Consider the following 25382-nt stretch of genomic DNA (forward strand, 5'->3'; position numbering starts at 1 on the left):
CTAAGCCACCAACTCCCGATTCAATTCCCCAATCACCTCATCCATCCTATCCCCAAACAACTGATACATCCGTCCCATCCCGCCCTGGGCATCAAAGGGCGCCATCTCCAGATCGTCATGCTCCATGTGGAAAGAGCTGATGATGTGATCGCGAATCATCCGCAGCCAGGCCATCTGCGCCTCGTTGAATTTCTCCCCCGCGCCGCTGTGATGTTGCATGATCCAGTGCTGGAAGTTGCGGCGCACGGTGGCCGCGTAGGTGGAGAGGGTCGGGTCCAGCCCGCAGACCCGGCGAATTAGCGCCACCAGGGCGGTCAACTCGCTGATGGGGTGCTCCCCCTGATAGTCATCCAGATGCGCATAAGCCTGCCAGACCCGCAGGGGGGCAAGCTTGGGGCGGTCCTGCTTGAGTCGCTCTAGGAGTGCTTTAATCATGGCGTAGGTCACCTCGGCGCGGCGGGCGGGTGTCTGGAAGTAGAGAGTGAGGGCCTCAATGTCGTCGCGGTGCTCGCTTAGGTACCGCGCAAATTCCTGGGCCAGCGCCTTGGCGTTCTCGGTGCTATCCCCCGCCCACCCGGCACGGAGCAGGGTATCCAGATTGTCATGGTCGAGGGTTTGCTCCTTATCCCGACGGATACCCTCGATAAGCGCAATCAAGGGGCCGGTGAAAACCTGGGCTGCTTGGCCTACCAACTGGTCCCGGGCCTTTTCCCGCTCACTGTGGCCCGGCTCGCCAGCGCCGGAGAACTCCCGGGTTTTCTCCTCAATCCGGTCCGGGTCGATGGCTTGGACGAGGGCGCCGACCATATCGGTTAAAGTCATGCCGCCAGCGGCTTCCCGGATGCGGGCCTTGTCCTTGTCGTTGAGCTGTTTATCGAGGCGGGCCAGGCGGCCAGCAAGGGAAGAGACCGTATCCTCGTCCCGCGCGCCCATCATCACGCCCATGGCCAAATCCTTAAGGGACACCGAGGGCTTGGTGATAAGGGGCTGGCTGGCGGTTTTCAGGGATTGGGTGACGCCGATGGCGTCCACAATGACATAGTGGGTCTTGGCGGCGGTGGCCGAGGGGGTGACCTTCCTCAGGCTATCGGCGTCCAGGGTACGGGTGCCGCGCCCTTTCATCTGCTCAAAGTAGTTGCGGCTTTTGACATCTCGCATAAACAGCAGGCATTCCAGGGGCTTTACATCGGTGCCGGTGGCAATCATGTCTACGGTGACGGCAATCCGGGGGTAATAATCGTTGCGGAACTGGGCCAGGACCGATTTGGGGTCTTCCTTGGCCTGATAGGTCACCTTCTTGCAGAAGGGATTACCCTCGCCAAACTCCTCCCGCACCGTCTGGATAATGTCATCGGCATGGCTGTCGGTTTTGGCGAAAATAAGGGTCTTGGGCACCTCGTTGCGACCGGGGAAGATCTCAGGCAGCTTTCCCTTAAAGGCGCGAATCACGGTGCGGATTTGATCCGGGTTGACGATGTCCCGGTCCAGTTGCTTGGCGGAATAAGCCTGCTCTTCGTCCTGGGTTTCCCAGCGCCGCTTGCGGGTGAGGCGCTCGCGTTTTTCCACCTGCTGATGGGCCTTGAGGGTGCCGCCCTGCCGGGTCCGCTCAGTCTCAATCACATAGACTTCATTGCCCACATTGACGCCGTCGGCCACGGCCTGCTCGTGGCCGTACTCACTGACCACGTTCTTGCGGAAAAAGCCGTAGGTGCGATTATCCGGGGTGGCGGTCAGGCCAATCAGGAAGGCATCGAAATACTCGATGACCTGCCGCCACAGGTTGTAGATGGAGCGATGGCACTCATCAATGATGATGAAATCGAAAAACTCCGGCGGGAGTTTGCCATTGTAGACCACCGGCAGCGATTGCTTGGGTTTTAGCCGGCGCTCGGCGGGGTGGTTCTCCTCGGCGGCTTCATCCAAAGGCTCATCCTTGAGCAGGGCGTACATACGCTGGATGGTGCTGATGCAGACCTGGCTGTCCTGGGCCACGAAAGACGACTTGAGGCGCTGGACATTGTAGAGCTCGGTGAACTTGCGGTTATCGTCGTTGGGCAGAAAGGCCATGAATTCTTGCTCGGCCTGCTCCCCCAGATTTTTGGTGTCCACCAGAAATAAAATGCGCTTGGCGTCGGCGTGTTTGAGCAGCCGGTACCCGGCGGTAATGGCGGTATAGGTCTTGCCGGAGCCGGTGGCCATCTGCACCAGGGCGCGGGGCCGGTCCGCCTTGAAGGAGGCTTCCAGGTTTTCAATGGCCCCGATCTGGCAATCCCGCAGGCCAACGCGCGCTAGCGGCGGCAGGGCGTGCAACCGGGCGCGGAGGGAGGCAGACTGAGTCAGCCATTCGGCCAGGCTCTCCGGGCGGTGAAAGTTGAAGACCTCCCGGGAGCGGGGCTTGGGATCGCGGCCATCGGTAAAGCGGGTGATGATGCCCGTGCTTTCGTAAACAAAGGGCAGCGGCGCTGAGTTGTTGACCCATTTCAGGGTGGCGTTGGCATACCCCGTGGACTGTTCCTCCACGGTGGTGATCCGCTGTCCCCAGGCCTCGGGCTTGGCCTCAATGACCCCGACCGCCTGCCGGTTCACGAACAACACATAGTCCGCCGGGCCGGCATCGGTCCGATACTCACGCACCGCAAGGCCCGGACCGGCATTAAAGTCAAGGGCCTGACTATCCTGCACCACCCAGCCGGCTGCCTTGAGCTGAAGGTCAATCCGGTTGCGGGCTACCTGCTCCGGGTGCTGGTTGGGAGAAGTCATCAGCGGCGTTTATGGGAGTTTTGCTGGCGGCGCGAGAAAGCCTATCCCCAAGCGCCGGGGAGCGTGCTTTGAAAAGCGTGGTGCTTGCGGCGCCACCAGGCGTTTATCTTTTTGCATCTTAATTCTCGTCATTTTGCGCTTGTCAAAGGGGAGGGGGTGCCAGGTGTTCACTCTCGTCCCCCATGTTTTCTCCTTGCCAGTGAATATTTGTCGTCCAGAGGAGGTAACTATTTGTTTGTTAAAATTTTACTCAGACAGTAGTATGCTATTTGAAACGTTCTCGGATGAAAACGGGTTAACTTGATAACGGCTGTTGCAAGTCAATCTGAACTTGAATTCACCGCCGGATTATGCCTCAACCAAGGGGGAGTGGAGGCTACCGGAAACCCTTGCCGCTGGCCAGCGTAACTTAGGGGCTATACAATATGGTTTTGATCGCGATGCGGCTCGCAATCTGATCGAATATGCCTTTATTATCCTCACCGAAGACGAAGAACCCCTTTAAGTCCCGTTTACTCTGTGAGTACTGCACCCATGTGTTTGGAGGAATCGTCGAGGGCAAAGCGCCGGGTGTGGCATTGGGGCTAAAACGGGGCCGAGGCCGCCCGAAGAAAAACACCTTTTAAGGAGTTGAAAAATGAACATTCTCCCCGAAACCGGTTATCTGCGACTGTGGCAAATCATTAGCGATCCCAAAGCCGATCCGCCCATCCCGCCCTGATTCCCGTCGGTAAATCCACTTGGTGGGCTGGCGTTAAGGAAGGTCGCTTCCCCCAGCCTGTAAAACCGGGGCCGCTTTTTTGATGGCCACGGTTAATGTCCGTTGTTCTCCTGGTGACCGCTTGCGCCCGCTTTGTTGGCGATGGCGCGCTCTTTATCTCCCTCCAAGAGCGGTGGCTTGGTGGAACCCTGCTCTGGAGGGAGCATTGCCGTCGTTAAATTTCATACCCCAAAATAGATCTCAGCCAGCGCTCCACCTGCTCCACGCTGATTCCCTTGCGGCGGGCATAGTCCTTCACCTGGTCCTTTTGAATCTTGCCGGTGCCGAAATAACGGGATTCCGGATGGGGAAAATACCAGCCGGAAACCGCGGCGGTGGGAACCATGGCGTAGCTTTCGGTCAGGATAATGCCAGCATTCTTGTCGGGTTCTATGAGCTGCCACAGGGTGGCTTTTTCCGTATGATCGGGGCACGCTGGATAACCCGGCGCGGGCCGGACTCCCCGGTAATTTTCGCTAATCAGTTCTTCGTTGGTAAGGGCCTCATCCGGGGCATAATGCCAGAACTCCTTGCGGACCCGTTCATGCATACACTCGGCGAAAGCTTCGGCCAGGCGGTCAGCGATGGCTTTGAGCAGGATGCTATTGTAATCGTCATACTGCCGGGCAAATTCTTCCAGCCGCTCATCAATGCCCAGGCCCGCGGTAACCGCGAAGGCACCGATATAATCGGCTACTCCTGTTTCCTTGGGAGCCACATAATCGGCCAGGCAATAATTGGGTTGACCGCTGCGGCGCACCATTTGCTGGCGAATATGGTGCAAGGTCGTGAGGACTTCCTGGCGGCTTTCATCGGTATACAGCTCGATGTCATCTTCATTGACCGTATTGGCGGGGAAAAATCCGATAACAGCCCGCGCCTCCAGCCATTTCTCTTCCAGCACCTGCTTGAGCAGCGCCTGGGCGTCCTTGAGCAGTTTCCGCGCTTCTTCCCCCACCACTTCATCCTTCAAAATCCTGGGATACTTGCCCGCCAATTCCCAGGCATGGAAGAAAGGCGTCCAGTCAATGCGGGCGGTCAACTCTTCCAGGGGATAATCCGCAAAGGACTTAAGGCCCAGGAAAGTTGGCCGCGGAGGCACATAAGCCGTCCAGTCGGTTTTAAGCTTATTGGCCCGGGCTTGGGGCAGGGGCGTATGGCTTCTTTCCGTTTGCTGTTCCGTCCGTCGCCGCCGCATTTGGCCATATTCCTCCGTGATCTCGGCGGCGTATTCTGCTTTAAGGCTAGGATTAAGCAGGCGCTGGGCTACGCCCACCACCCGGGAGGCGTCCGGGACATAGACCACCGGCTGGCTATATTGGGGTTCAATTCTGACCGCTGTGTGCATTTTAGAGGTGGTAGCTCCTCCAATCAGCAACGGTAAATCAAAATTCTGCCGCTCCATTTCCTTGGCCACATGCACCATTTCATCCAGGGAAGGGGTGATCAACCCGGACAGGCCCACAAAGTCACAGGACTCCTCCTTGGCCGTCTGCAGAATCTTCTCCGCCGGCACCATGACACCCAGGTCAATGACCTCGAAGCTGTTACATTGCAATACCACGGCGACAATGTTTTTACCGATATCGTGGACATCCCCCTTGACCGTGGCTAGCACCACCTTGCCGTGGCTCTTATAGGACTCCTTTTCATTTTCCATAAAGGGCAACAGGTAGGCGACGGCTTTTTTCATGACCCGGGCCGACTTCACCACCTGGGGTAAAAACATCTTGCCCGAGCCGAACAAATCCCCCACCACGTTCATGCCGTCCATGAGAGGACCTTCAATTACATCCAGGGGCCGCTTGGCGGCTAAGCGGGCCTCCTCGGTGTCGGCTTCCACAAAATCAATAATTCCCTTGACAAGGGCATGGGCGAGGCGTTCGTTGACGGGCAACTCCCGCCAGGCAAGATCCTCCTTGCGCTCGGCGGCTTCTCCGCCCGCGCCCCGGTATTTTTCGGCGATTTCCAGCAGTCTTTCCGTGGCCTCGGGATGGCGGTTGAGAATGACATCTTCCACCCGTTCCCGCAGATCCTGGTCGATTTCATCATAAACCGCCAATTGCCCGGCATTGACTATGCCCATATCCATGCCCGCCTGAATGGCATGGTAGAGGAACACAGCATGAATGGCTTCCCGTACCTTTTCATTGCCCCGGAAGGAGAAGGAGACATTGGACACGCCGCCGGAAACCAAGGCCGGGGGCAAGGTCCGTTTGATTTCCCGGGCCGCCTCGATGTAGGTCACCCCATAGTTGTTATGTTCCTCAATGCCCGTGGCCACGGCGAAGATATTGGGATCAAAAATGATATCTTCCGCCGGGAAACCTATTTTCTCGGTCAGCAGCTGATAGGCCCGGGCGCAAATCCCAACCTTGCGCTCGGTGGTCTCTGCCTGTCCTTGCTCATCAAAAGCCATGATGACCGCCGCCGCGCCATAACGACGGACCTGCTTGGCCTGTTGCAGAAAGGGTTCCTCGCCTTCTTTCAAGGAAATGGAGTTGACGATTCCTTTTCCTTGAATACATTTGAGTCCGGCTTCAATTATTTCCCATTTGGAAGAATCGATCATCACCGGCACCCGGGAGATATCCGGTTCGACCGCAATCAAGTTCAGGAAGCGGACCATGGCTTTTTGGGAGTCCAGCAAGCCCTCATCCATGTTGATATCAATAATCTGGGCGCCGCTTTCCACCTGTTGCCGCGCTACCTCCAGGGCCGTTTCATAATCCTCTTCCTTAATGAGACGGCGGAACTTGGCCGAGCCGGTGATATTGGTACGTTCCCCCACATTGACAAACAGGGAGTCAGCGTCGATGTTGCTTGGCTCAAGGCCCGAAAGCCGGCAGGCTACCGGTCGTTGGGGGATTTTTCTCGGGGGGTGCTTCTCCACCGCTTCCCGGATGGCGCGAATATGCTCGGGGGTGGTGCCGCAGCAGCCGCCCACAATATTTAAAAAGCCCGCTTGCGCCCATTCGCCGATTTCCTGGGCCATTTCCTCCGGGGTTTCGTCATAACCCCCGAACTCATTGGGTAAGCCGGCATTGGGATGGGCCGCCACATGGGTATCCGCTAGACCGGCAAGCTCTTCCACATACTGCCGCAACTGCTTGGGACCCAGGGCGCAATTCAGGCCAAAAGCCAGGGGTTCGGCGTGGCGCAAGGAATTCCAGAAAGCCTCGGTCGTCTGGCCCGACAGAGTCCGCCCGGAAGCATCGGTAATAGTGCCCGAAATCATGACCGGGAAGCGGATCTGATGGTCCTCAAAATATTGCTCAATGGCATAAACGGCGGCCTTGGCATTGAGGGTATCGAAAATCGTTTCCACCAGCAGGATATCCGTGCCCCCTTGGATGAGTCCCCGGATTGATTCGGTATAGGCAGCTACTAGCTCATCAAAGGAAGTATTGCGAAACCCAGGATCATTGACATCGGGGGAAATGGAAGCGGTGCGGTTGGTGGGGCCTAAAACACCGGCCACGAAACGGGGGCGATCCGGCGTCTTCGCCGTCATGTCATCCGCCATTTCCCGGGCTAGTTGCGCCGCCGTCTGGTTAATTTCCACCGCTAGCTCTTCCATCCGGTAATCCGCCATGGCGATCCGGGTAGCGTTGAAGGTATTGGTCTCGATGATATCCGCACCCGCCGCCAAGTAATTACCATGGATTTCCCGGAGAATTTGTGGCTGAGTGAGTGCTAGCAGATCGTTATTTCCCTTGAGATCGCAGGACCAGTCGGCAAAACGATCTCCCCGGAATTCTGCTTCGGTCAGACCGTAGCTCTGAATCATGGTGCCAAGCGCCCCATCTAGTATTAGAATGCGCTTGATCAGTTGCTCCTTAAGGGCAGTAATACGCGGAGATTTTACAGACATGATAGTAGTGAGAACCTATTCTGGAATCTAAAAAAATTTTAATCGAGTGTCCCTTTCCTGACTAAATAAATCAACTATGGTTAAGTTGAAATTTAGCTATACTTTGAACGGCCTGTTTCGGAGGAGAAGCGCCGTTGTTCACGCCCCTTTTCAGCGAGATCCATGGCTGGATAATGTCAGGTTAGCGATAGCCCCCTGTTATAGTCCAAGCGTTATTCGGCTTGTACCCGCGTCCCCTCCGAGACTGCTTTTGTTGCCTCAGTCAGTGGATACCGCCGTGAGATGTGGTTGTGCCAGGCAGATTGATTATAACAGAGTGTTCCTTTCCCCCAATTCATTGAAAAGTTTCCGCGCCAGGAGAATTCCATGAACACCATCGCTACGCCCATGCAGTACCTTGACAAAGCCATGAACCAGCTACATGACCTCGGGCTATTATCTGAGGGCGAGCGCCAGGAGGCGCCTATTATCGCCTTGCTCAACCAGATCTCCGACCTTGATCAAGCACGGGTCACCGCTATCGCGCGCACGCTAAACCAGGCTTCCCTTTTTAATGAAGTCGTACGGGAGCAGGTGCAGGCCATGGAAATCGGCGAGCGTTACGAGGAAATTACCCATGCTTTTAACAGCATTCGCGACGACGCTAAATCCATGGTTGAGCAAGCCGAGGATGGGAAGATCGATACCTTCGAGCGCTTGGGCAACATCTGGATGAAGGTCAGTCGCGGGGACATCGCCACTCGTTTTGATAAAATCAAGGAGACCTATCTTGAGGTGACCGCCTCCACCCATGATCAGATCCAGCGGGAACAAAAGATTTTACAAGCTTATCAGGATTTCCGGGGAGCCCTTAAGCAGTCCGAGGTGCTAGCACTTGAGGTGCTGAAGACGGCGGAGGGTAAGCTCGATGCCGCTAAGGCCGACGTCAAAGGGGCAATGAAGATGATCGAGACCTACCAGGGAGAGGAAGTGGCTGAACGGGCTAAATTGGAGCTAGCGCGTGACGAGAAGGTGCGCCTGTTGCAAAATGAGGAAAAACGCTATCAAATTGCCAAGGATCTGTCGGATAATTTAACGATCAGCTATAACACTTCCGAGGTGGTGATGGCGCGCCTGATACAGACTACCAATGCCAAGGAACGGGTCTATGCCCAGGCGGTGAGCTTCTTCAGCACCAATGAAGTAGTCTTGACCGCGCTGACCGCCTCTTTCACCGGCATGTTTGGCCTGCACGAGAGTACCCGGACCGTGGAGGCCATGAAGGAGGGGGTGAGCCAGTCCCTTGAGGTTCTTGCCGATATCGGCGGCAAGGTCCAGGAGGCAGCGGTGAAAGCTGGCTACGGACCCACGGTGCGTGCGGATGCGGTCAAAAAGCTGGTCGACTCGGTGGTGAACTGGCAGAGCCGCTCCCACGAGATCATCGAGGAAATGCGCCGACAGAGCACCGCCAATGCAAGAGAGATCCGCAATGCGGTGGAAGAGAGCAAGCGTAAACTTGCCCGTCTGGCGGAAGCGGGCAAGGGCGTGGCGGTCGCCGCGCAATGAATACGGAAGCGACCTCCGCGACCGCTGGAGCGTCCGCCAAGCAGCCCCTCGACGAGATCATGCTCGCCATGGACGTGGTGGATACCCTGCGCCGGCGCGAGCGTTTGGTAAAGCGGGAGATCGAGGTGGAAGGCCGGGAGCAGGATCTTAAGGAGCGCCTGCGCAAAATTTATCAAGCCCAGGGCATTGAAGTCTCGGATCGGATTTTGGCGGAGGGAGTGGCCGCGCTCAGGGAGGATCGCTTCGTTTATAAGCCGCCGGCGGAAAGCTTCCATGTCAAGCTAGCGCGTCTCTACGTTAGCCGCAACCGCTGGGGCAAGTGGCTGCTAGGGGGGATTGGCGTTCTGATTATTGCTTGGACCGTCAATTACTTTGTTTTTGTTGCTCCGAGTAAAGCCCTGCCGGAGGAGATTGCGACCGTCCATGCAGAAGTAACCGAGATCGCCAGATCCGATCGTGCCCGGGAGCGTGCGGAGCAACTGCTGAATGCCGGGCAAACCGCGCTGGACAATGAGAATAAGGATGCCGCCCGGCAGGCGCTGCGGTTGCTGGAGGACTTGCGCACCCGTTTGGAGCAGGAGTACACGCTCCGCATCGTTAACCGGCCAAGGGAGCAGAGCGGCGTTTGGCGCGTGCCGGATATCAATACCCGTGCTCGCAATTACTACCTCATTGTCGAGGCGATCGATCCCAGCGGCAAGGTGCTCACGGTCCCCGTTACCAATGAGGAAACCGGCAAGATCGAGCGCGTTACCCAGTGGGGCTTGCGCGTGGACGAAGCGACCTTCCAGCGGGTTGCCCGCGACAAGCAAAACAACGGTATCATTGAGGAGGATCGCGTTGGCCACAAAAAGCGCGGTTACTTGAGACCGGATTACAAGATACGCACCACGGGTGGCGCTATTACCCAGTGGTAAAGGAACAGACATGATTTCTGGGCGTCAGGCACTGGCCTCTATTGACCATATCCTTAATGAAGAACGCGCTAAAATGAACCAGGCTGGGCAGAGCATCGAAATGCTTAATGCTACCCAGGTGGAATACCAACGGGAAGATGCAAGGGACTACCGTGAACTGGCAAAGATACGAATAGATCTGCTGGCTGGTGGGCAATTGGTGGAGCATCTTGAGCGGACGGAACGGCATGTTCTGGCTCTGCTGAAAAACCGGGAGGCCGCGGCGCGGGAACTCAACGAACGCATCCAGGCCGCTGAAGGCGCGCGCGTGACCCTGGAAGCAAAGCGCGCGGCCCAAGCCGATGAGGTGGACCAAGCCGCGGAGGCCGTGGACCAAGCCGAGGGAGATACCCAGAGGCGGCTGGACGCTGATCCAGACTACCAGGCTCAACGGGAACGAACGCGAGAGGCGGCGCGCACTGCCAAACATGCCGATGAGAAGGCCACTCAAAGTGAACAGGAAAAGACGCAAAAGAGTGAATCCTACCGTCATGATGCCCTGTTCATGTATCTGTGGAAGCGTCAATACGGGTTGCCGGAATATAGCGCCAATTCCTTTATCCGCTGGCTCGATGGCAAGGTTGCACAGTTGATCGGTTTTGCTGACGCCCGGGTCAACTATGAACGGTTAAACGAAATCCCCGTGCGGCTGAGGGAACATGCCGAAAGGCTCAAGGTAGTGGCGGAAGAGGAGGTTCAAGCACTCAAAATACTCGATACCAAGGCACGGAAGGCGGACGGTATCCCGGCGCTGGAACAAGCCCTGGCCCAGCAACAAAGTAAGCTTGATCACATCGATGCGCGTCTTGAGATTGGGCAGATGGAGTATCAGGAGCTGCTGGCGCGGAAGACGGCCTTTGCTGCGGGTAACGATGAACACACGCGCAAGGCGGTAGCCTATCTCGCTGCGGAGTTTCAGCGGGACGATCTTACGGAACTGCGCCGTGAAGCCCTGGCAACCCCCTTTCCGGACGATGATCTTATCGTCAATCGCCTGCTCCAGCGTGACAATGAGCGCCGCCAGCTGGAATCATCCCTCCAGAGTCTCCAGGATACGCTGGAGCAGCACCGCAAACGCCTGGCGGAGCTTGAATCGGTGCAAGCCGAATTCAAGCGCCACCGCTATGACCGCGCGGGCTCATCTTTCCGTGACGGCGCCCTCATTACCCTGATGCTTGGCAACTTTCTCAATGGCATGCTCGACCGGCGGGCGTTGTGGAAGTTGTTCCAGGAGCAGCAACGTTACCGACCCCAACATTCCGACCTGGCTTTCGGCTCCGGCGGCTTCGGCCACGGCAGCGTATGGAGTGGCGGCATTGGGGATGAGCTGGGGGGCGGCTTTAGCAGCCCTGGAGGCGGAAGATTTCGCACCGGCGGTGGCTTTGGCAGTCGCGGCGGTGGAGGCTTCCGTACCGGCGGGGGGTTTTGAACAGTGAGTAAAAAAATTTCCGCTGACAAACGGCTCTTTGTCCTCGACACCAATGTGCTCATGCACGATCCCGCGGCTATCTTCCGCTTTCAGGAGCATGATATTTATCTGCCCATGATTGTGCTGGAAGAACTGGATTCGGCCAAGAAAGGGCTCTCGGAAGTCGCCCGCAATGTACGCCAGGCAACCCGTTTTTTAGATGATTTGCTGGAGCAAATTGAATCCCCCGAGGACATTAGCCAGGGGCTCCCCTTGCCGGCCACCCTCCGCTCTGGAAACGGGAAAGCAGCAAGCGCCAGCGGACGCCTTTTTTTCCAGACCCACGCCTTGAATATCCCCCTGCCGGAAGCCATGCCGGGCCAGAAGCCCGATAACAGTATTCTCGGTACTGCTATGGCCCTGCAGGAGGTACACCCGGACCATACGGTCACCTTGGTCTCCAAGGATATTAATCTCCGCATCAAAGCCACGGTGCTGGGTATCCACGCCGAGGATTATTATAACGATAAGGTTCTGGACGATGCGGATCTGCTCTACACAGGCAGTTTTGAGCTTCCTAACGATTTTTGGGGAACCCACGGGCAGGCTATGGATTCTTGGAGTGAGGGGGGACGTACTTTTTACCGGATTAAAGGTCCCCTGGTTGAGGAATGGCACCCCAATCAATGTCTTTACCCGGGAGGGGAACACGGTTTCGAAGCCCTGGTCCGCAGCCGGGAAAAGGACACCGCTGTCATTGAGCTGGCCCAGGATTATCGTTCTTCCCGCCATACGGTCTGGGGCATTTCCGCCCGGAACCGGGAGCAGAGTTTCGCCCTTAATCTGCTTCTTGATCCGGAAATAGATTTTGTGACTCTCCTGGGAATGGCCGGGACTGGCAAGACCTTGCTCACCCTCGCCGCCGGGCTTGCCCAAACCTTGGAAACCAAGCACTATCGGGAAATTATCATGACCCGGGTAACCGTTCCTCTCGGTGAGGACATTGGTTTTCTGCCTGGTACGGAAGAAGAAAAAATGACCCCCTGGATGGGGGCGCTCATGGATAACCTGGAAGTGCTCGCCAAACCGGATATGGGCGGGGAATGGGCCCGGGCCGCCACCAACGATTTGCTGCAAAACCGGATCAAGATCCGTTCTCTCAATTTTATGCGCGGGCGCACCTTTCTTAACAAATTTATTATTCTCGATGAGGCGCAAAATCTCACTTCCAAGCAAATGAAAACCTTGATCACCCGCGCTGGGCCTGGCACCAAAATCGTTTGTCTGGGTAACATCGCCCAGATCGATACGCCCTACCTAACGGAAACCACTTCCGGTTTGACCTATGTGGTCGATTACTTTAAAACCTGGGAGCACAGTGGTCATATTACTCTGCTACGGGGGGAGCGCTCCCGCCTCGCCGATTTTGCCTCCAGTGTGCTGTAGCGCGGATTTATAACAGCACCTTAACCGTAGTTGAGAAAACCAGAATCAGAATTCGACAATAGGGTAAAAAGTAGCTAGATGAGAAGATACGCCCCAGCGCCGATACCAGAATCCCAGTAAACTATTATGGTGAACGATTCAGATATGCAGCACCTTCGACGCTGTGTAGAACTTGCAACTAAGGCACTGGAGTCGGGTGATGAGCCATTCGGCTCCGTGCTTGTGGCAGCGGACGGGGAGGTGCTTTTTGAAGACCGCAACCGGGTAGCCTCGGGAGATCGAACCCGCCATCCGGAGTTTGAGATTGCACGGTGGGCTGCCACAAACATGACCCCGGAGGCCAGAGTAGCAGCAACCGTCTATACCTCCGGTGAGCATTGTCCTATGTGCGCCGCAGCACACGGCTGGGTGGGCTTAGGTCGCATCGTGTATGTGAGTTCCTCCGAGCAATTGGCAACGTGGCTCACCGAACTCGGAGTTCCAGCACCTCCCGTACGAACTCTGCCAATCCGTAAAGTTGTTCCCAATGTGCCGGTAGAAGGTCCAGTTCCAAGTCTTGCCGAGCAGGTGCATGAATTGCATCGTCGTTTTCATGGCTCATCATAATTGGCGCCATCCCTTATTGTTATGTTCCCCATGAAGACGATAGATGGAGAATTCCGGGGCTTTCCGTTAAAGTAAGTATGTTGGATGTATAGAGGGCTTAGCGTTCATCTCCAATGTTCCGGGTTGGCCAGTTTGGCCGCTTAGTGGTTTTTATGAAGGCGCTCCTTGGGTATAAGGTTTTTCAAAAGTAGCGAATTATGTCTGGCAGCCTATTTATCGTTGCAGCTCCCTCTGGCGCTGGGAAAACCAGTTTGGTCAAGGCACTGGCAGCCTCGATGGCCGATATTCGCCTTTCAATTTCTCACACGACCCGCCCTCCACGGCCGGGAGAACAAGATGGAATGGATTATCATTTTGTTACCGAGGCCATCTTTGAAACCATGGAGGGGGGAGGTGGCTTCTTAGAGCATGCCCAGGTGTTTGGCCACCGCTACGGCACAGCCAAAGAAAGCGTACTCCCGCTTTTGGCGCAAGGCATGGATGTTATTCTCGAGATTGATTGGCAGGGAAGACGCCAGGTGCAAGCACAATTCCCTCACTGTGTGAGTATCTTTATTTTGCCCCCTTCCCGGGAGACCCTAGAGCACAGGCTACGCCTCCGGGGACAAGATACGGAAGCCGTGGTCGCCCGCCGGATGGGGGACGCGTGCGCCGAGATTTCTCACTATAATGAGTTTGATTATCTGGTGGTCAATGATGACTTTGAGGTAGCACACACGGATCTGAGGGCTATCGTTCAAAGCCGGCGTTTGCTGCGTTTACGGCAAGAGAAAAGGTTAAAATCCCTGTTAGGCGAGTTATTAGAGTGAATAATCTTCTCGGGAAAAGTGCCTGTTTGGGAGTCTTTAAGCATTATAATAAGATTGGGAGCAAAATATTTTTTGCTTAGTCTTATAGTTTAGAGCAGCAGAGGAGAACGGCCGACCATGGCACGACTAACGGTTGAAGATTGCATTGATAATATTGATAATCGCTTTTTATTGGTTTTGGCGGCGGCTAAGCGGGCGCGGCAACTGGCTATGGGGGCCACGCCCACTGTGCCTTGGGATAAGGATAAGCCTACAGTTGTCGCCTTGCGCGAAATTGCAGAGGGTCACATTGATGTAGGCGTTATGGATACGGCCAGCGCCCGGGAGCATGCTAAAGAGTCACAGGTAAGCGAAGAAGAAGTTCGGGAGGAATCCTGAGTACTCAAACCCAAATTTTTGCCGATTCACCCCTTAAGGAGCCGCGGTTCTCCAAGGGTAGTATTTTGCCGGCGCCAGGGAGTATCGATAGTCTCTGCGCAAGCGTAGCGGACTATCTTGATCCGGGCCTGCAAAGCGAAATCCGGCGCGCTTATGATTTTGCCGTTGTCGCTCATGGAGAGCAGAAACGCCGCTCTGGCGAACCCTACATTACCCATCCTCTGGCAGTGGCGGGGATTATGGCGGAAATGCACATGGATCATCAGTGTGTTATGGCTGCCCTGCTGCACGATGTTTTAGAAGATACGGGCGCTACGAAAGCTGACCTGGCCCAATATTTTAGTGAGGAGGTTGCTGAGTTAGTGGATGGGGTCAGCAAGCTTGCCCAGATTAATGCCACCTCCCGCGAGCATGCGCAAGCGGAGAATTTGCGCAAGATGCTATTGGCCATGACTCGGGATATCCGAGTCATTCTGCTGAAATTGGCCGATCGCCTTCATAACATGCGCACATTAGGTTATGTAGCGCGGGAAAAACAGCGCCGTATTGCCCGCGAAACCTTGGAAATCTATGCACCTATTGCTAACCGCTTGGGGATGGACAGCATTCGCCGGGAGTTGCAAGATTTAGGCTTTCAAATGCTCTACCCGCTCCGTTATCGGATTTTGGAGGCGGCGGTTAGGCGGGTCCGGGGGAATCGCAAGGAAATCGTAAAGACTATTCAGGCTACGACTACCCAGCGGCTAGCCCAGGAGGGGCCGGCAGGCTTAGTGGAAGGGCGGGAAAAAAGCCTTTATAGCCTTTATGTGAAGATGCGAGATAAACGCCACTCCCTTTCCGAAATAATGGATATTTATGCCCTTCGCATTACCGTGGACTCGGCGGATAAGTGTTACCGTGCGTTAGGAGTTATTCATAATCTTTACAAACCTGTTCCTGGTAGATTCAAGGATTATATTGCTATCCCCAAGGCCAATGGCTACCAGTCCTTGCATACGGTTTTGTTTGGCCCCCATGGTGTGCCGATTGAAGCCCAGATCCGGACCCATGATATGGAGCGGGTAGCAGAGGCAGGAATTGCCGCCCATTGGTTATATAAGTCAGGTGGCGAGCGGACTCAGCACCGGGCCCGGGTGTGGCTTAAAGGTTTGCTGGAAATGCAGCAGGATGCGGGAGATTCCCTGGAATTTCTCGAGAATGTCAAAGTCGATCTATTTCCCGATGAAGTCTACGTGTTTACTCCCCGCGGTAAGATTATGATTTTGGTCCGGGGCGCCACAGCAGTAGATTTTGCCTATGCGGTACACACGGATGTGGGTAATCGCTGCGTTGCTGCTAAGATTGACCGGCGGCTGGTGCCTTTATCCACTCCCCTGGAGAACGGGCAAAATGTAGAAATCATCACGGCTCCCACGGCCCGGCCCAGTCCATACTGGCTTAACTTTGTGGTGACCGGTAAAGCACGGGCCAATATTCGGGGTTATCTTAAAAACTTAAAACGGGAAGAGTCGATTGAGCTGGGCCTGCGGCTGCTGAATAGGCAGCTTTTGAGCTATTCCCTGACGCTGGATGATATCTTCCCGGAGCGTCTACAGTTTCTCCTTAAGGAATTCGGACTAGAAAATCTCGATCAGCTCCTAGAAGCTGTTGGGCTTGGCAACCGCCCCGCCTTGCTTGTTGCCCGGCGTTTGGTGCCGGATCGGGAAGCAAAAGAGGAAGAAAAAAAGCTGGAGGCTGGTGATTCTGCTCGACAGCCCTTAAGAATTAAGGGAACCGAGGGAATGGTGCTCACTTTTGCTAAATGTTGCCGCCCTATTCCAGGTGATCCTATTCGTGGTTTCGTCACTGCGGGGCGGGGGATTGTGATTCATACGGAGCGGTGTAAAAATCTGGCTGAATTCCGGGGCCGGCCTGAGTGCTGGACCGAAGTAGAATGGGCCGAGGAGGTACGGGCTGAGTTTCCGGTGGAAATCCGGGTGGATGTAGAAAACCGCCGTGGTGTGCTTGCCACCGTGGCCGCCACCATCTCTGATACCAACACCAACATTGATAATGTTAGCCTCGATGATCAGGATGGTACTATTTGTAGCATTTTGTTTACCCTGGAAGTCCGGAGCCGCTACCAGCTAGCGCATATTATGCGGCGGCTCCGGACTCTCGATATGGTGTTGCGTATTGTTCGCGGCAAGCATTGAATAATTATCCCTTTGAAGGAGTCTCCCATGTCCCGCGAAGTGATCGAAACAGCTAATGCCCCCCGTGCTATTGGCACCTATTCTCAGGCAGTGAAGGCAGGTAATGTGGTTTATCTTTCCGGCCAAATACCCCTGATACCTAAGACGATGGAGTTGGTGGAAGGGGATATGGAAGCCCAAATCCGGCAAGTTTTTGAGAATCTTAAAGTAGTCGCTGAAGCCGCGGGGGGTAGCTTAGCCCAGATAGCGAAGTTGAATATTTACCTCACCGATTTAGTCCACTTTCCTCTCGTGAACGCTACTATGGAAGACTACTTCCAGCCTCCTTATCCTGCCCGTGCGGTTGTCGGGGTGGCTGCTCTTCCCAAGGGTGCCGCGGTGGAAATGGATGCCATTGTCCATCTTGACGAGTGAAAAACCCTGCTCTCTTGAGAGTCGGGGTAACCCCAACCCCCTAGCTTTAGATACTCCAGTCACCGCGCTCAAGGGCGTGGGCCCTAGCCTAGCTAATCGGTTAGCTAGGCTAGGGCTTTGTAAAGTCCAGGATTTGCTCTTTCATCTCCCTCAGCGTTACCAGGACCGTACCCGGGTAGCCCCCATTGGCACTTTACAAAAAGGCAGGGAGGCATTGATCGAGGGGGAAATTCAGTTGTGTGAACTTCGTCCAGGACGCCGCCGGTCCTTGCTCTGTTCTTTAAGTGATGGAACAGGACAGATCTTTCTGCGTTTTTTCCATTTCTCGGCCTGGCAGCAAAACTCATTAACCCCGGGAGCGCGGGTATGCTGCTTTGGTGAACTACGCCAGGGCGCCGCGGGTCTAGAGATGGTTCATCCCGACTATCGCTGCCTCCCGGAGGATAGGCCAACCGTCACTGAGACCTATCTGACCCCTGTCTATCCTGCTACAGAAGGGTTACGCCAATCCAGTTTGAGGGATCTTATCCAAGGAGTGTTTAAAGATCTGGGCGAGGAGGGAATCATTGATTATTTACCGTCAGGGCTTCTAGAAGGGGTTGGTTTGCCGACGCTGAACGAGGCGCTTATTTATCTCCATCAGCCGCCGCCCGATGCTCCCTTAAATTTGCTTGCCGAGGGGAAACACCCTGCACAACAGCGGCTGGCTTTTGAAGAATTGCTGGCGCACCATTTGAGTCTACGGCAATTGCATTTACGGGCCTCCCGCCTCCAGGCGCCCCTTCTCTCCAGCGAAGGGCAGTTGCAACAACGCTTTTTGGCTACACTTCCCTTTCCGTTGACGGCGGCCCAGAGCCAGGTCGTCCAGGAAATCCTGGCGGATATGGCCCAGGAATCGCCCATGCAGCGCCTACTTCAGGGCGATGTGGGTTCCGGTAAAACGGTAGTAGCCGCCCTGGCTATTTTGCAGGCGGTTGAGGCTGGATACCAAGCGGTGCTGATGGCCCCCACCGAATTACTGGCGGAGCAGCATCTACGCGTCTTACAAGGCTGGTTTTGTCCTTTTGAGATTAGGGTGGAATGGCTGACTGCGAAAAGGACTACAAAAGCCCGGCGGGAAAGTTTGGAACGGCTCGAAGGGGGAGAAACACCCGTTGCGGTGGGTACCCACGCGCTATTCCAGGAGGGTGTCAACTTTCATAAGTTAGGCTTAGTGGTGGTTGATGAACAACACCGTTTTGGCGTTGAGCAGCGTTTGGCGCTGCGGGAGAAGGGGCGCTATGGTAATTGCTGCCCTCATCAATTGATTATGACTGCCACGCCTATCCCCCGTACCTTGGCCATGACGGCCTATGCTGATCTGGACACTTCGGTGATTGACCAATTACCCCCTGGACGTATTCCCGTTGCTACCGCGGTAGCCTCAGATCGCCGCCGCGACGAGGTGGTGGCCAGGGTGCGCCGGGCCTGCAGGGAAGGGAGACAAGCTTATTGGGTTTGTACCCTGATTGAGGAATCCGATAGTTTACAGGCGCAGGCTGCGGAGGAATCGGCGGCGGAGCTTGCTGAGGCACTGCCTGAATTATGCATTGGACTTATTCATGGCAGGATGAAGACGCAGGAGAAAGAGCGCGCCATGGCTGCCTTTAAATCAGGCGATTTTCATCTTTTGGTAGCGACTACGGTAATTGAGGTGGGGGTGGATGTCCCGAACGCCAGTTTGATGATCATCGAGAATGCCGAGCGCCTGGGGCTTTCTCAACTGCACCAGCTGCGGGGGCGGGTTGGCCGCGGTGCGGCGGATAGCTATTGTGTACTGTTGTATCATGGGCCGTTATCCGAGCTGAGCCGGGCGCGGTTAGCTTGCTTGCGGGCCACTAACGATGGCTTTGAGATTGCACGCCGCGATCTTGAGCTTCGCGGTCCTGGCGAGGTACTAGGAACCCGCCAAACGGGTTTGCCCCAATATCGGGTGGCTAATCTTATGCGGGACCAGGAGCTATTGGTAAGTGTGGGGCAGGTAGCAGACCGATTTCAGCAGCGCTATCCTGCGCAAGTAGCTTCCTTAATCCGCCGTTGGCTGGGGGAAGAAAGCCGGTATGGGGAAGTGTAGAAATCCTTAATTTTATTGTGTTCGATCATTTTCTATTATGAAACAACGACTTATAATATATGCTCAATTAATGCGGTTGGATCGCCCTGTGGGTATCTTTTTATTGCTATGGCCCACCTTGTGGGCTTTGTGGATTGCCGGCGCAGGCCAACCCGATCCCAAAGTATTGCTGGTATTTGTGGCCGGCGTAGCGCTTATGCGTTCTGCGGGATGCGTTATCAACGATTTTGCCGATCGCGCTTTTGATCCCCATGTGAAGCGCACGATTAACCGCCCTTTGGCCACAGGTAAGGCAAGCTCCCAAGAGGCTTTGCTTCTATTCGCAGGACTATGCCTGGTAGCCTTTGGACTAGTTCTGCTGCTTAATCCGCTGACTATAGGACTCTCTTTTGCTGGCGCTTTACTGGCCGCGACCTATCCTTTCATGAAGCGTTACACCCATTGGCCCCAGGCTTATCTGGGAGCTGCTTTTGGCTGGGCGGTGCCCATGGCTTTTGCGGCCCAGACAGGAACGGTGCCCATCGCGGCGTGGCTACTCTTTATTGCCACGGTATTGTGGGCGACGGTATATGACACTTTCTATGGCATGGTGGATCGAGAGGATGATCTACTCATCGGCGTTAAATCCACTGCTATCCTGTTTGGGGAGGGTGATCGGCTGGTGACTGCTCTTCTGCAAGGGGCGTTGCTGTTGCTCCTGTTCTGGATAGGATATCGGGAAGGATTAGGGTTTTATTATTATCTTGGCTTAGCGATTGCCGCAGGGTTTGCGGGCTATCAGCAATATTTGCTTCGGAGTCGGGAACCGGCGCAATACTTCCGGGCATTTCTTAATAATAATGCTTTTGGAGCCGTTATATTCGGAGGAATCGCGCTTCATTATCTGACTGCGTAGCCAGTACGTACCTCCTTTCTACACAGGAGAAAACATGAATGCTCCGGCCAGGATGGTGGCTGCCGGTAAACTTTTATTGTTGGGAGTACTCGCTTTATTGGCGCTTGCCCCCTCCGAGGCAGGGGTATTTCGCTGGATAGACTCAGCAGGCCACACCCACTATAGCGATCGCCCCCAGCCGGGCGCCCAGGAATTAAAGCTTAATAAACTTGCGGCGCCCTATTACTATGTTCAGCGGGTATATGATGGAGATACCCTCCTGCTCAAGGGGGATATCCGGGTCAGGTTATTAGGGATCGATACACCAGAGATTGAGGGCCGTTACCGGCTGGAGCAAGCAGGGGGCAGCTCGGCCCGGGATTGGTTGCGTCAACGTATTGAGGGTCAGAAGGTACGGCTTGAATTCGACCAAGAGCGGCATGATCATTATCAACGCTTGTTAGCCCACGTCTTTACTGTAGGGGGGGAACACCTTAACCTTCTCTTGGTAGAGGAAGGTTTGGCTGTAGTCAGTATTTTTCCTCCTAATTTCAAGTATGGTACTCAATTGGCACGGGCCCAGGATCGCGCCGAAGCGGACCGACGGGGGCTTTGGAGCATGCCAGATTATGTGCCCCAGCCGATTCTAGCGATCCCCCGGGAGGGATACCAGCGAGGTTGGCGGCGTTATCAAGGAACCCCGGTGGCGATCCGTTCAAGCCGCAAGTATGCACGCTTGGTTTTTAGTAAGCAGGTGGAGGTGCGTATTCCCCAAGCGCAATTAGATCTTTTCGGGAAGCTTGAGCGCTACCTGGAAAAACAACTGGAGGTTCGAGGATGGGTTTCCCGCCGCAAAGAAAATTATTCTATCCTGGTGCGTCATCCAAGCGGACTCAAGCTGCTTTTTTAAACCGTGGATATTTCGCTCAGCCTGCAAACCTATTCTGCCGTGATTTTGCCTACCTTAAACCACACACTTAATCCATCCTCGCGCTCGCAGCAAAATTTCATTCGTATTCTCACTTGAATAAATTTTTAGTCTTTTGCCGTATTAAATGATGTGAAATCCCGCATTTTAAATTACCTACCAGGACAGGTTTTTTACAACCCTTTGTTATTTCTATAAAAATTAATCTGGCATGGATTGTGAAAGGCTTTATAGCAGCCAATGGTGGGAAATAGGCTAAAGGAGGCACATTAGTAATGAGGAAACAAACTCGTTTTCGCTGTGCGGCACAAAGGGGATGGTATTTTGTCACGGGGGAAGGTGAGGTGGGATTTTTTGATACACGGCGAGAAGCAGAACGGGTGTATCTGCGCTATGCATCTGAAAAAGCCATGACCTATAAGAGAGAGCAAAAACCAGAGTGCAAAGAAACGAAACCCATTACCAACTCTATTAAATTACAGGCTATATAGCAAAATTTTACTCTTTGATTGACCCTCCTCTCCCTTAATTTGTTAGGGATAACAATTTTAATTTATGACTGCGGCACAAGGAAGTGCCGTTTATTTTTTTACGGGAATACTCAATTTGATTGGCGCGCAGGTAGCTTTAATTACAGAAATGCTAAAATCAAAAAGTCATAAAAAGAGGCCATGGGCATCTCCTGCCTCTGGCCTCTTGCTGGAACATTATTTAATTTCGAGCAGTTCAATATCAAAAATGAGCGTTTCATTGGGACCGATGAGACGGCCAGCGCCCCGCTCGCCATAGGCAAGGTCGGAAGGGATGAAGACTTTCCACTTAGAACCCACGGGCATTAACTGCAGCGCCTGTTGCCAACCTTCAATAACGCCATTGACCTTAAAGGTAACCGGTTCCCCTCGTTCATAGGAACTGTCGAATACCGTGCCATCCACCAGGGTGCCCCGGTAGTTGACTACGACGGTATCCTCGGCAGCGGGTTTTTCGCCTTCGCCTTGCTCAAGAATGCGATATTGCAGCCCGTTGGGAAGCTCGACCACTCCTTCCTTTTCTTTGTTGGTTTTTAGAAAATCTTTTCCTGTAGCTTTATTTTTCTCTCCACTTTCGGCTCTCTTTTGCTGCTCTTGTTGTTGTATGGCGTTCATTGCCGCCTTGGCTTGTTCCGGGGAAAGGCGCGAGGGGGCTTGTTGCAACGCATCTTCAAGGGCAAGCATAAATGCCTGCTTATCCAGTTCTATTCGTTGCTGCTGCATATTTTGGCCAAATTGATACCCGATAAGGTAACTCAGTTTCTGGGCATCTGTTTCGAGCTCCTCCGCAGTGGTGGTTCCTCCAAGGAGGGCTAGGGTGAAGCTAGCAATTAGAAACATGGCTCCTTTAGGCATATGTGTTTTCCTTAAATTTTAATGGGGATTGGTAAGATGGCCCTATAACTACATTTTAAAGGACCAGGATAGCCTTCGCCTGAAGGCAAAAAACTTATCATGATCCCATAAGGCTAAATTATAGTTCAAGATGGCGACGTTACTATCTCATGATAATAGACTTTGGTGATGCTCCCTTTCCACCCCAACGCCAGAAGTGGTGGCTACGATCCGTCCTTTTGCCATCTATGCCTCATTCTGGAGCCGCTGCGCAACTACTTCATATCATCTCTAGCGGGATGGTGAGAGAAGCCGGCGAAGGCAGTTTTCATTCTTATAAACAATAGCTAGAAAAATCAATTTTTTATTTATAAAAATACGGCAAATGCCGTATTTTAGGATAAGAGTTATGGCATTTACCGTAATTATCCTTATCTCCTGTGAGTCATTTTTATAAGCGATTGTATTTAAATTAAAAATTTTTGTGGAATAGTTTTTGCCTTACTTTAATTAAGCGTGACCAAGGATAGCACCAGTTATGCGCTATTTAAATTTTATTTCCTCTTATTTCTTTATAGGAAAGGTAAATTAAGCTATCGTCATTCCCATGAACGAAGAGATGCCTATAAGTGTCTAATTTTTTAGAAAATATAGATATTATTTATAGCGTCGAATATGACATAAGGAGATTATTTGTGACCCAAAAAACGCCTCTTTTTTCCCTGCTGTTTGCTTTATGGGGCGCGAGTTCCCTAGTGCTAGCCCATACCGTCATTACGGATCAGGCGACCGAAGGAACCAGCCTGTATACGGGTTTTAATATTACCCATGGCTGTGGCTTTGAGGACAAACCTTCTCTTCCGGTCATTGCCCAGTCGGTAGTTTTTCCCAATGGGCCTAATGCTATTGTCACCCGTCTGGATACCGAGGAAGCCATTGATTTAGGAGATGTACTCGTTGGCGGCGCCCACGCGGCTACCTTGATTAACCCGGCCATCATTCAAAACCGCGATGTTTTTGATATAAATGAATCTATATCGGATGAAACGGGTGTGGTGAGGGGTGTTCATTATACCGAGGGTGGATTGCCCCCTGAGCTCGATGCCGTGCTGCCTTTCCGTGTTTCGGGGGTCACCTTTGTGGAAGAGTCCTGCGCCACCAAGGTAAGAGCGCGTATTGGGATAGCTAACTGGTGCCATCACCGGCCCGGTGCTCGTCGGGCTGACGTGTGGATAGGGCGGCTGACTCCGGTGTTTAATGACGAGCGAGTGGTTTCTATCGGCTTTTGGCCTGTTCTGACCTTTAATAGGGACCTCGCTAGCAACCCCTTGCCAGCAGACTGTGGCGAAGGTTATGAGGTAGCCGTGGAACCTTCGGATGAGAGTATTGACCAATATTTACCGGTGCCCGACTTTATTCCTGGCGTCTAGGCGAGGAAACGGTTTGTGATAAAATGCAAGCTAGCACGAGGCGCTGTTAAGCGCCTCGTGAGCAACTTCAGATGAGCTTGTCGGACAATCTGGAAACACCATGAGGATGGCGGTGATTTTCCGTGGATTTCTTCTTTTAGCAGCGCTCCTTTCTGGCCATGCATGGGCCTATGGGGAAGAGTCTTTTTCTGGCTCTGACCGCAAAAAAATTGAAGAGAATCCCGCGAATAATGGCGCTCTCCATCTGGAGGTAAAGCAAGCGCCGCTGGCGCAAATTTTTAAGATCATTGAAGATCAATCTGGCGTTCAGCTCCATATTTCTTCTCTCTCTCAAAGAAGGGTAACAGCCACTTGCGCGGGCACCGCCCTAGAAGTGTTAAAATGCATCCTGGGCAAAGAAGCTAATCTTGTTTATCGGTACGAAGATAAACCTTCTGACAAGAATTCAAAGCCTTTGCTTAGGGAAGTATGGGTGCTCAATTCGGCTTCAGGCGAACCGCGCTCGTTGAGGCATAACCCTGATCAAGCTGTCTGCGAAGCCACGGAAAATTTTCCGGATGGACAACATGGACAACAGCCCCTAGTGGGAGAGGAACAACAGGCGTTTTTCCATTTGGAGCCGGAGGAGATGGAAAGGCTTATGGACCTTTCCCAGTCATCTGATCCAAAGTGGCGGAAAGAAGCCTTGTCCCGCCTTGCCTTGGTAGCAGAGGACGAGGACGATGGCGGTGTCAGAAAAGTTTTAACGGAGGCATTGCAAGACCCGAGTCCAGCTGTTAGGGCGCAGGCCATTTTCGGGCTAACCCGGCGGGATGATCCAGAGAGGGAATCGGTGCTACGAGAAGCCTTGCATGACAGCGAGGTGGAGGTGCGATTGATGGCGGTGAGCAATGCTGGAGAAGATAGGGCTTTACTTGAGATGGCGCTTCATGATGAGGACAGGGTCGTGCGCGATTTAGCTCGCATGAAGCTCGGGAAAATAGAATAGCACGAGGAGAGGAAAGTCTATGAAAATTGCAGCCTTAAAAAATCAATGGATTATGGTATTGATGATCGCTGGGTTGGGACTCAGCGTTAAAGCGACGGCCCATGATCAAATCGGCACCTTGGGTGTTGAAGGCAATGCTACCGATTATTATCAGATTATCTGCTCTACGGATGCGGGCGGGGTATCTGATTTTCTTGAGGTCCAAATATATGATGCCACCGTGGAGCAGGGTGGTGGTAAAATGAGCGCGGTAATACTAAGAGAACCGGTTGCCAGTACGGCCTCTGATCCCGTTAGGGCGGATGAGTTTTTTAACCACGATAAAAATCCTGGCCCCCCGGCTTTTGTTGGAGGAGGCGATGGAGTTTATAAGGTTATGGTACATAAACTCAAAAATGGTCCCAAAAATTATCTTCTGTCGTATCATTGCAAAAGCAGCGTTGGTCTTCATACGGGCACGTCCATTCTCCTTTTGCAAGATCAGTAATCGCGCCCGTTTTATTTTTTCGATAGTCTCCCTAAAAGTCTCCCAGG

At 53.7% G+C, this 25382-nt stretch carries 21 protein-coding genes; 18 read left to right on the forward strand and 3 right to left on the reverse strand.

The window, feature by feature from the left end; genetic code table 11:
* Entirely contained in the window at nucleotides 1–2760 is a 2760-nt protein-coding gene (locus NOC_RS06570) for a DEAD/DEAH box helicase family protein (protein WP_002808835.1), read from the reverse strand.
* Between the two features lie 313 nt (nucleotides 2761–3073).
* On the opposite strand from NOC_RS06570, the gene NOC_RS06575 reads away from it, so the two are divergent.
* Nucleotides 3074–3265, forward strand: coding sequence for a hypothetical protein (locus NOC_RS06575; RefSeq protein WP_036497275.1), 192 nt, complete (start codon nucleotides 3074–3076; stop codon nucleotides 3263–3265).
* A gap of 311 nt (nucleotides 3266–3576) precedes the next feature.
* On the forward strand, nucleotides 3577–3699 hold the full coding sequence (locus NOC_RS18355; RefSeq protein WP_256998737.1) for a hypothetical protein: 123 nt from the start codon (nucleotides 3577–3579) through the stop codon (nucleotides 3697–3699).
* Here the strand turns inward: NOC_RS18355 and metH are convergent.
* The gene (gene metH, locus NOC_RS06585) at nucleotides 3696–7394 is read right to left on the reverse strand and encodes a methionine synthase (protein ID WP_002809905.1); all 3699 of its coding nucleotides are present in this window, start codon (nucleotides 7392–7394) and stop codon (nucleotides 3696–3698) included. The genes NOC_RS18355 and metH overlap by 4 nt on opposite strands.
* Nucleotides 7395–7760: 366 nt before the next feature.
* Between metH and NOC_RS06590 the strand changes: the two genes are divergently transcribed.
* The 13 genes from NOC_RS06590 to NOC_RS17670 all read left to right on the forward strand — a co-directional run bounded on the left by NOC_RS06590 (nucleotide 7761) and on the right by NOC_RS17670 (nucleotide 21557).
* A complete protein-coding gene (locus NOC_RS06590; RefSeq protein WP_002809965.1) occupies nucleotides 7761–8939 on the forward strand; it encodes a hypothetical protein in 1179 nt (392 codons plus the stop codon).
* A complete protein-coding gene (locus NOC_RS06595) occupies nucleotides 8936–9856 on the forward strand; it encodes a DUF6384 family protein (RefSeq protein WP_002810913.1) in 921 nt (306 codons plus the stop codon). The genes NOC_RS06590 and NOC_RS06595 overlap by 4 nt, the downstream gene beginning before the upstream one ends.
* A 10-nt stretch (nucleotides 9857–9866) precedes the next feature.
* On the forward strand, nucleotides 9867–11324 hold the full coding sequence (locus tag NOC_RS06600; RefSeq protein WP_002808564.1) for a hypothetical protein: 1458 nt from the start codon (nucleotides 9867–9869) through the stop codon (nucleotides 11322–11324).
* Nucleotides 11325–11327: 3 nt separating this feature from the next.
* Nucleotides 11328–12749, forward strand: coding sequence for a PhoH family protein (locus tag NOC_RS06605; RefSeq protein ID WP_002809127.1), 1422 nt, complete (start codon nucleotides 11328–11330; stop codon nucleotides 12747–12749).
* 126 nt (nucleotides 12750–12875) lie between these two features.
* Nucleotides 12876–13355, forward strand: a complete 480-nt coding sequence (locus NOC_RS06610) for a nucleoside deaminase (protein ID WP_172633685.1) — start codon at nucleotides 12876–12878, stop codon at nucleotides 13353–13355.
* A gap of 197 nt (nucleotides 13356–13552) precedes the next feature.
* Nucleotides 13553–14164 (forward strand): guanylate kinase, encoded by a 612-nt coding sequence (gene gmk, locus NOC_RS06615; RefSeq protein WP_002809509.1) that lies wholly within the window; start codon nucleotides 13553–13555, stop codon nucleotides 14162–14164.
* Nucleotides 14165–14281: 117 nt separating this feature from the next.
* Complete coding sequence (gene rpoZ, locus NOC_RS06620; protein WP_002808884.1) at nucleotides 14282–14542, forward strand: DNA-directed RNA polymerase subunit omega; 261 nt, start codon at nucleotides 14282–14284, stop codon at nucleotides 14540–14542.
* 65 nt (nucleotides 14543–14607) lie between these two features.
* Nucleotides 14608–16737 (forward strand): RelA/SpoT family protein, encoded by a 2130-nt coding sequence (locus tag NOC_RS06625; RefSeq protein ID WP_002810097.1) that lies wholly within the window; start codon nucleotides 14608–14610, stop codon nucleotides 16735–16737.
* A gap of 27 nt (nucleotides 16738–16764) precedes the next feature.
* On the forward strand, nucleotides 16765–17151 hold the full coding sequence (locus tag NOC_RS06630) for a RidA family protein (protein ID WP_002811596.1): 387 nt from the start codon (nucleotides 16765–16767) through the stop codon (nucleotides 17149–17151).
* Nucleotides 17126–19264 (forward strand): ATP-dependent DNA helicase RecG, encoded by a 2139-nt coding sequence (recG, locus tag NOC_RS06635; RefSeq protein WP_011330589.1) that lies wholly within the window; start codon nucleotides 17126–17128, stop codon nucleotides 19262–19264. The genes NOC_RS06630 and recG overlap by 26 nt, the downstream gene beginning before the upstream one ends.
* Nucleotides 19265–19301: 37 nt before the next feature.
* On the forward strand, nucleotides 19302–20159 hold the full coding sequence (gene ubiA / locus NOC_RS06640) for a 4-hydroxybenzoate octaprenyltransferase (RefSeq protein ID WP_002809948.1): 858 nt from the start codon (nucleotides 19302–19304) through the stop codon (nucleotides 20157–20159).
* Nucleotides 20160–20193: 34 nt separating this feature from the next.
* Nucleotides 20194–21048, forward strand: coding sequence for a thermonuclease family protein (locus NOC_RS06645; RefSeq protein ID WP_011330590.1), 855 nt, complete (start codon nucleotides 20194–20196; stop codon nucleotides 21046–21048).
* A gap of 293 nt (nucleotides 21049–21341) precedes the next feature.
* Nucleotides 21342–21557, forward strand: a complete 216-nt coding sequence (locus NOC_RS17670) for a hypothetical protein (RefSeq protein WP_002810000.1) — start codon at nucleotides 21342–21344, stop codon at nucleotides 21555–21557.
* Between the two features lie 216 nt (nucleotides 21558–21773).
* On the opposite strand, the gene NOC_RS06655 is transcribed toward NOC_RS17670, so the two are convergent.
* Nucleotides 21774–22451, reverse strand: a complete 678-nt coding sequence (locus tag NOC_RS06655) for an FKBP-type peptidyl-prolyl cis-trans isomerase (protein WP_002810722.1) — start codon at nucleotides 22449–22451, stop codon at nucleotides 21774–21776.
* A gap of 674 nt (nucleotides 22452–23125) precedes the next feature.
* Between NOC_RS06655 and NOC_RS06660 the strand changes: the two genes are divergently transcribed.
* The 3 genes from NOC_RS06660 (at nucleotide 23126) to NOC_RS06670 (ending at nucleotide 25335) form a co-directional block, all read left to right on the forward strand.
* Nucleotides 23126–23860, forward strand: a complete 735-nt coding sequence (locus NOC_RS06660; RefSeq protein WP_011330591.1) for a hypothetical protein — start codon at nucleotides 23126–23128, stop codon at nucleotides 23858–23860.
* 106 nt (nucleotides 23861–23966) lie between these two features.
* The gene (locus NOC_RS06665; protein ID WP_002809024.1) at nucleotides 23967–24848 is read left to right on the forward strand and encodes a HEAT repeat domain-containing protein; all 882 of its coding nucleotides are present in this window, start codon (nucleotides 23967–23969) and stop codon (nucleotides 24846–24848) included.
* A gap of 19 nt (nucleotides 24849–24867) precedes the next feature.
* Nucleotides 24868–25335, forward strand: a complete 468-nt coding sequence (locus NOC_RS06670) for a hypothetical protein (RefSeq protein WP_002809053.1) — start codon at nucleotides 24868–24870, stop codon at nucleotides 25333–25335.
* Nucleotides 25336–25382: the final 47 nt, after the last annotated feature.

Source organism: Nitrosococcus oceani ATCC 19707 (assembly GCF_000012805.1).
Taxonomy (GTDB): domain Bacteria; phylum Pseudomonadota; class Gammaproteobacteria; order Nitrosococcales; family Nitrosococcaceae; genus Nitrosococcus; species Nitrosococcus oceani.

What these genes read in the sequence shown, in the direction of transcription:
- metH (WP_002809905.1), bottom strand. Translation starts at nt 7,394, where the DNA reads ATGTCTGTAAAATCTCCGCGTATTACTGCCCTTAAGGAGCAACTGATC.
- NOC_RS06570 (WP_002808835.1), bottom strand. Translation starts at nt 2,760, where the DNA reads ATGACTTCTCCCAACCAGCACCCGGAGCAGGTAGCCCGCAACCGGATT.
- NOC_RS06600 (WP_002808564.1), top strand. Translation starts at nt 9,867, where the DNA reads ATGATTTCTGGGCGTCAGGCACTGGCCTCTATTGACCATATCCTTAAT.
- ubiA (WP_002809948.1), top strand. Translation starts at nt 19,302, where the DNA reads ATGAAACAACGACTTATAATATATGCTCAATTAATGCGGTTGGATCGC.
- rpoZ (WP_002808884.1), top strand. Translation starts at nt 14,282, where the DNA reads ATGGCACGACTAACGGTTGAAGATTGCATTGATAATATTGATAATCGC.
- NOC_RS18355 (WP_256998737.1), top strand. Translation starts at nt 3,577, where the DNA reads ATGTCCGTTGTTCTCCTGGTGACCGCTTGCGCCCGCTTTGTTGGCGAT.
- NOC_RS06645 (WP_011330590.1), top strand. Translation starts at nt 20,194, where the DNA reads ATGAATGCTCCGGCCAGGATGGTGGCTGCCGGTAAACTTTTATTGTTG.
- NOC_RS06665 (WP_002809024.1), top strand. Translation starts at nt 23,967, where the DNA reads ATGGCGGTGATTTTCCGTGGATTTCTTCTTTTAGCAGCGCTCCTTTCT.
- NOC_RS06595 (WP_002810913.1), top strand. Translation starts at nt 8,936, where the DNA reads ATGAATACGGAAGCGACCTCCGCGACCGCTGGAGCGTCCGCCAAGCAG.
- gmk (WP_002809509.1), top strand. Translation starts at nt 13,553, where the DNA reads ATGTCTGGCAGCCTATTTATCGTTGCAGCTCCCTCTGGCGCTGGGAAA.
- NOC_RS06670 (WP_002809053.1), top strand. Translation starts at nt 24,868, where the DNA reads ATGAAAATTGCAGCCTTAAAAAATCAATGGATTATGGTATTGATGATC.
- NOC_RS17670 (WP_002810000.1), top strand. Translation starts at nt 21,342, where the DNA reads ATGAGGAAACAAACTCGTTTTCGCTGTGCGGCACAAAGGGGATGGTAT.
- NOC_RS06610 (WP_172633685.1), top strand. Translation starts at nt 12,876, where the DNA reads ATGGTGAACGATTCAGATATGCAGCACCTTCGACGCTGTGTAGAACTT.
- NOC_RS06590 (WP_002809965.1), top strand. Translation starts at nt 7,761, where the DNA reads ATGAACACCATCGCTACGCCCATGCAGTACCTTGACAAAGCCATGAAC.
- NOC_RS06630 (WP_002811596.1), top strand. Translation starts at nt 16,765, where the DNA reads ATGTCCCGCGAAGTGATCGAAACAGCTAATGCCCCCCGTGCTATTGGC.
- NOC_RS06655 (WP_002810722.1), bottom strand. Translation starts at nt 22,451, where the DNA reads ATGCCTAAAGGAGCCATGTTTCTAATTGCTAGCTTCACCCTAGCCCTC.
- recG (WP_011330589.1), top strand. Translation starts at nt 17,126, where the DNA reads ATGCCATTGTCCATCTTGACGAGTGAAAAACCCTGCTCTCTTGAGAGT.